Annotated in this window: 8 protein-coding genes; all 8 read right to left on the bottom strand. The window is 70.8% G+C overall.

From position 1 onward, the window contains the following. Positions 1-32: 32 nt before the first annotated feature. Positions 33-788 (bottom strand): imidazole glycerol phosphate synthase subunit HisF, encoded by a 756-nt coding sequence (hisF, locus tag HY68_RS19950; protein ID WP_041990771.1) that lies wholly within the window; start codon positions 786-788, stop codon positions 33-35. Then, on the bottom strand, positions 785-1,183 hold the full coding sequence (locus HY68_RS19945) for a RidA family protein (protein ID WP_041990769.1): 399 nt from the start codon (positions 1,181-1,183) through the stop codon (positions 785-787). The genes hisF and HY68_RS19945 overlap by 4 nt, the downstream gene beginning before the upstream one ends. Further along, complete coding sequence (gene priA / locus HY68_RS19940) at positions 1,180-1,923, bottom strand: bifunctional 1-(5-phosphoribosyl)-5-((5-phosphoribosylamino)methylideneamino)imidazole-4-carboxamide isomerase/phosphoribosylanthranilate isomerase PriA (protein ID WP_041990767.1); 744 nt, start codon at positions 1,921-1,923, stop codon at positions 1,180-1,182. Before priA ends, HY68_RS19945 begins: the two co-directional genes overlap by 4 nt. Then, the gene (gene hisH / locus HY68_RS19935; protein WP_041990765.1) at positions 1,923-2,558 is read right to left on the bottom strand and encodes an imidazole glycerol phosphate synthase subunit HisH; all 636 of its coding nucleotides are present in this window, start codon (positions 2,556-2,558) and stop codon (positions 1,923-1,925) included. The genes priA and hisH overlap by 1 nt, the downstream gene beginning before the upstream one ends. After that, positions 2,555-2,725, bottom strand: coding sequence for a hypothetical protein (locus HY68_RS43885; protein ID WP_041990764.1), 171 nt, complete (start codon positions 2,723-2,725; stop codon positions 2,555-2,557). Before HY68_RS43885 ends, hisH begins: the two co-directional genes overlap by 4 nt. Then, positions 2,722-3,315 (bottom strand): imidazoleglycerol-phosphate dehydratase HisB, encoded by a 594-nt coding sequence (gene hisB, locus HY68_RS19925; protein WP_041990762.1) that lies wholly within the window; start codon positions 3,313-3,315, stop codon positions 2,722-2,724. The genes HY68_RS43885 and hisB overlap by 4 nt, the downstream gene beginning before the upstream one ends. Then, positions 3,312-4,418 carry a histidinol-phosphate transaminase gene (locus HY68_RS19920; protein ID WP_041990760.1) on the bottom strand — a complete coding sequence of 369 codons (1,107 nt, stop codon included), beginning with the start codon at positions 4,416-4,418 and terminating at the stop codon, positions 3,312-3,314. The genes hisB and HY68_RS19920 overlap by 4 nt, the downstream gene beginning before the upstream one ends. Further along, a partial coding sequence (locus tag HY68_RS19915) for a histidinol dehydrogenase (RefSeq protein ID WP_041990758.1) occupies positions 4,415-4,942 on the bottom strand: 528 nt, incomplete at its 5' end. The genes HY68_RS19920 and HY68_RS19915, both read right to left, overlap by 4 nt.

The raw sequence follows: 4,942 nt of genomic DNA, 5'->3' as shown, positions 1-4,942 counted from the left end.
AACCGAACGCGGCGCAGCCCCCGGGCGCGGGGTTAGCGGACCGGGTGCCCCGCCGTCCGTAGCGTTGACTTGACCTCCGCGATGCGCAAATCGCCGAAGTGGAAGACCGACGCCGCCAGTACCGCGTCCGCTCCCGCGTCGATCGCCGGCGGGAAGTCCGCCAGGCGGCCCGCGCCGCCCGACGCCACGACCGGGATCGTGACGTGCTTGCGCACGGCCGCGATCATCTCGACGTCGTACCCGTCCTTCGTACCGTCCGCGTCCATCGAGTTGAGCAGGATCTCCCCCGCCCCCAACTCCGCCGCGCGCCGCGCCCATTCGACCGCGTCGATGCCCGTGCCCGTGCGGCCGCCGTGGGTGGTGACCTCGAAGGAACCGGCCGGGGTGCGGCGCGCGTCGACGGACAGGACCAGCACCTGGCGGCCGAATCGCTGCGCGATCTCGCGGATCAGTTCGGGGCGCGCGATGGCGGCCGTGTTCACACCGACCTTGTCGGCGCCCGCCCGCAGCAGCTTGTCGACGTCCTCCGTCGTACGGACACCGCCGCCGACCGTCAGCGGGATGAAGACCTGCTCGGCGGTCCTGCGCACCACGTCGTACGTCGTCTCGCGGTCGCCGGACGACGCGGTGATGTCGAGGAACGTCAACTCGTCGGCGCCCTCGGCGTCGTAGAGCTTGGCCATCTCGACCGGGTCGCCCGCGTCGCGCAGGTTCTGGAAGTTGACGCCCTTGACGACGCGGCCGTTGTCCACGTCGAGGCAGGGGATGACCCGGACGGCGAGGCTCATGTGGCCGCTCCCGAGCGGTACGCCTCCACCTCGACCTCGACGACCAGGCTCGGGTCGATGAAGCCGGCCACGACGATCATCGAGGCCGCGGGACGGACGTCGTGGAACAGTTCGTGGTGGGCGCGGCCCACGTCGTCGGCGTCCCTGGCGTGGGTGATGTACATGCGGGTGCGCACCACGTCGGAGACTTCGAGGTTCAGTTCGCGCAGGGCGGTCACCGCGACACCGAACGCCGTCTTGGTCTGCTCGTACGGGCTGCCTTCGGCGATGCGGCCGTCGATGACCGAGGTGCATCCCGAGACCAGCACGAGGCCGTTGGGGAGTTCCACCGCGCGGGAGTAACCGATCGAGTCCTCCCACGGGTTGGTGGACGAGATCCTGCGTACGCCGCTCATCGGGATACCTCCGCAAGTGCTTCTTCGAGGGTGAACGCGTTGGCGTACAGCGCCTTCCCGACGATCGCGCCCTCGACTCCTTCGGGGACGAGCGCGGCGATGGCGCGCAGGTCCTGGAGGGACGAGACGCCGCCGGACGCGACGACGGGCTTGTCGGTGGCGGCGCAGACGTTCTTCAGGAGTTCCAGGTTGGGGCCCTGGAGCGTGCCGTCCTTGGCGATGTCGGTGACGACGTAGCGCGCGCAGCCCTCCGAGTCGAGGCGGGCCAGCGTCTCGTACAGGTCGCCGCCGTCCCGGGTCCAGCCCCGGCCGCGCAGGGTCGTGCCGCGTACGTCGAGACCGACGGCGATCTTGTCGCCGTGCTCGGCGATGATCTTCGCGACCCACTCGGGGGTCTCCAGCGCGGCGGTGCCGAGGTTGACGCGGGTGCAGCCGGTGGCGAGGGCAGCGGCGAGCGAGGCGTCGTCGCGGATGCCGCCGGACAGCTCGACCTTGATGTCCATCGCGTCGGCGACCTCGGCGATCAGCTTGCGGTTGTCGCCGGTGCCGAAGGCCGCGTCCAGGTCGACCAGATGCAGCCACTCGGCGCCCGACCGCTGCCAGGCGAGGGCCGCTTCGAGGGGCGAGCCGTACGAGGTCTCGGAGCCCGACTCGCCGTGGACGAGCCGGACGGCCTGGCCGTCGCGTACGTCGACCGCGGGGAGGAGTTCGAGCTTCGGCGCTGAGGGGACAGGAGACATCAGAGGGTTCCGATCCAGTTGGTGAGCAGCTGGGCGCCGGCGTCGCCGGACTTCTCCGGGTGGAACTGGGTGGCCCACAGGCTGCCGTTCTCGACGGCGGCCACGAACGGCTCGCCGTGAGTGGTCCAGCTGACCCTGGGTGAGCGGATCTTGGGGTTGGTGACCTGGAGGTCCCACCGGTGCACGGCGTAGGAGTGCACGAAGTAGAAGCGGGCCTCTGCGTCGAGTCCGGCGAACAGTTCGCTGTCGTCGGGCGCGGTGACGGTGTTCCACCCCATGTGCGGCACGATCGGGGCCTTCAGCGGCTCGACGCTGCCGGGCCATTCGTCCAGGCCCTCGGTCTCCACGCCGTGCTCGATGCCGCGGGCGAAGAGGATCTGCATGCCGACGCAGACGCCGAGCACCGGCCGGCCGCCCGCGAGCCTGCGGCCGATGATCCATTCGCCGCGTGCGGCGGTCAGTCCCTCCATGCAGGCGGCGAACGCGCCGACGCCGGGGACGAGCAGCCCGTCGGCGTTCATCGCCCGGTCGAAGTCGCGGGTGATCTCGACCTCGGCCCCGGTCCGCGCGACGGCGCGCTCGGCGGAGCGGACGTTGCCGAATCCGTAGTCGAAGACGACGACTCGCTTGGTCATCCGCCCCACAGCCCCTTGATGCGCAGGATGCCGGCCACCAGACAGAACACCGAGCAGAGGGCCACGAGGACGATCACGCCCACGGGCAGCTTCTGCTTGATGAACGAGTAGACGCCGCCGGCGAGGAAGAGCCCCGCCAGGATGAGCAGGGTGTTGAGGCCGGTCACAGCGCGCCCTTGGTCGAGGGGAGGATTCCCACCGCGCGCGGGTCGCGCTCGGAGGCGTAGCGCAGGGCGCGGGCGAGTGCCTTGAACTGGCACTCGACGATGTGGTGCGCGTTGCGTCCGTACGGGACGTTCACGTGCAGCGCGACCCTGGCCTGGGCGACGAACGACTCCAGGATGTGCCGGGTCATCGTCGTGTCGTAGCTGCCGATCATCGGCGCCATGTTGTCGGGCTCGGTGTGCACCAGGTACGGGCGGCCCGAGAGGTCGACGGTCACCTCGGCGAGCGATTCGTCCAGCGGGACCGTGCAGTTGCCGAAGCGGTAGAGGCCGACCTTGTCGCCGAGCGCCTGCCGGAAGGCGGCGCCGAGGGCGAGGGCGGTGTCCTCGATGGTGTGGTGCGAGTCGATGTGCAGATCGCCCTCGGTCTTGACCGTGAGGTCGAACAGGCCGTGCCGGCCGAGCTGGTCGAGCATGTGGTCGAAGAACCCGACTCCGGTCGACACGTCCACCTCGCCCCGGCCGTCGAGGTCGATCTCGACCACGACGGAGGTTTCCTTCGTACTGCGTTCCACGCGGCCGATGCGGCTCATGCGCTCTGCTCCTTCGTCAATTCACGTACCGCGTCGAGGAACGCGTCGTTCTCGGAGGGGGTGCCTGCGGTGACCCGCAGCCGGCCAGGCACGCCGTTGTCCCGGATCAGGACGCCCCGGTCGAGGATCTGCTGCCAGGCCGCGTGGGCGTCCTCGAAGCGGCCGAACTGTACGAAGTTCGCGTCCGAGTCGGTGACCTCGAAGCCGAGGGCCCGCAACTCGACGACCAGGCGGTCACGCTCGGTCTTCAGCTGCTCGACGTACCCGAGCAGCGTATCGGTGTGTTCGAGCGCGGCGAGCGCGGTGGCCTGGGTGACGGCCGACAGGTGGTACGGCAGCCGTACGAGCTGGACGGCGTCCACGACGGCGGGGTCGGCCGCGAAGTAGCCGAGCCGCAGGCCCGCCGCGCCGAACGCCTTGGACATCGTGCGGGAGACGACCAGGTTGGGCCGGCCCTCGATGAGCGGGAGCAGCGAGGGGTGGTGGCTGAATTCGACGTACGCCTCGTCCACGACGACCAGCGAGGGCCGGGCCGCCTGGGCGGCCTCGTACAGCGCGAGGACGGTGTCGGCGCCGACGGCGGTGCCGGTGGGGTTGTTGGGCGTGGTGACGAAGACGACCTCGGGGCGGTGCTCGGCGATGGCGGCCGTGGCAGCGGCGACGTCGATGGTGAAGTCGTCGTGCCGGGGGCCCGAGATCCAGCCGGTGCTGGTGCCGCGCGCGATGAGGCTGTGCATCGAGTACGACGGCTCGAAGCCGATCGCGGTGCGGCCGGGTCCGCCGAAGGTCTGCAGCAGCTGCTGGAGCACCTCGTTGGAGCCATTGGCCGCCCACACGTGGGCCGCGGTCAGCGGGTACTTGCCGGTACGGGTCAGGTAGGCGGCGAGTTCGGTGCGCAGCTCGACCGCGTCCCTGTCGGGGTAGCGGTTGAGGCCGCGGGCCGCTTCGCGCACCCGCTCGGCGATCCGCTCCACGAGCGGTTCGGGCAGCGGGTACGGGTTCTCGTTGACGTTCAGCTGGACGGGTACGTCCGGGTGGGGCGCGCCGTACGGGGACTTGCCGCGCAGTTCGTCGCGGATGGGCAGGTCGTCGATGTCCGTCATACGACCGGCACCTTCCATCCGAACCGTGCCTTGAGCGCGGCGCCGTGCGCCGGCAGGTCCTCGGCCTCGGCCAGGGTGACCACGTGGTGGGCGACCTCGGCGAGCGCGTCGCGGCTGTAGTCCACGACGTGGATGCCGCGCAGGAACGACTGGACGGACAGGCCCGAGGAGTGGCAGGCGCAGCCGCCGGTCGGCAGGACGTGGTTGGAGCCCGCGGCGTAGTCGCCGAGGGAGACCGGCGCGTAGGGGCCGACGAAGATCGCGCCCGCGTTGCGGACCCGGTCGGCCACCGCCGCCGCGTCGTCGGTCTGGATCTCCAGGTGCTCGGCGCCGTACGCGTCGACCACCCGCAGTCCGTCGTCGATGGAGTCGACGAGGACGATCGCGGACTGCCGTCCCGCGAGGGCGGGGCCGATCCGGTCGGCGCTGTGCTTGGCCGCGGCGACCTGCGGTTCCAGTTCCTTCTCCACCGCCGCGGCGAGGTCGGCCGAGTCGGTGACGAGGACGGCGGCGGCCAGCGGGTC

The sequence above is a fragment of the Streptomyces sp. AcH 505 genome, from assembly GCF_000818175.1.
GTDB lineage: Bacteria > Actinomycetota > Actinomycetes > Streptomycetales > Streptomycetaceae > Streptomyces.
The sequence above is the reverse complement of the archived record's forward strand: the minus strand, read 5'-3'. Positions and strand labels throughout refer to the sequence as shown.

Bases quoted from the DNA above. Each gene is read 5' to 3' on its own strand.
- priA (WP_041990767.1), bottom strand. From the start codon at position 1,923: ATGTCTCCTGTCCCCTCAGCGCCGAAGCTCGAACTCCTCCCCGCGGTC.
- hisB (WP_041990762.1), bottom strand. From the start codon at position 3,315: ATGAGCCGCATCGGCCGCGTGGAACGCAGTACGAAGGAAACCTCCGTC.
- hisH (WP_041990765.1), bottom strand. From the start codon at position 2,558: ATGACCAAGCGAGTCGTCGTCTTCGACTACGGATTCGGCAACGTCCGC.
- HY68_RS19920 (WP_041990760.1), bottom strand. From the start codon at position 4,418: ATGACGGACATCGACGACCTGCCCATCCGCGACGAACTGCGCGGCAAG.
- hisF (WP_041990771.1), bottom strand. From the start codon at position 788: ATGAGCCTCGCCGTCCGGGTCATCCCCTGCCTCGACGTGGACAACGGC.
- HY68_RS19945 (WP_041990769.1), bottom strand. From the start codon at position 1,183: ATGAGCGGCGTACGCAGGATCTCGTCCACCAACCCGTGGGAGGACTCG.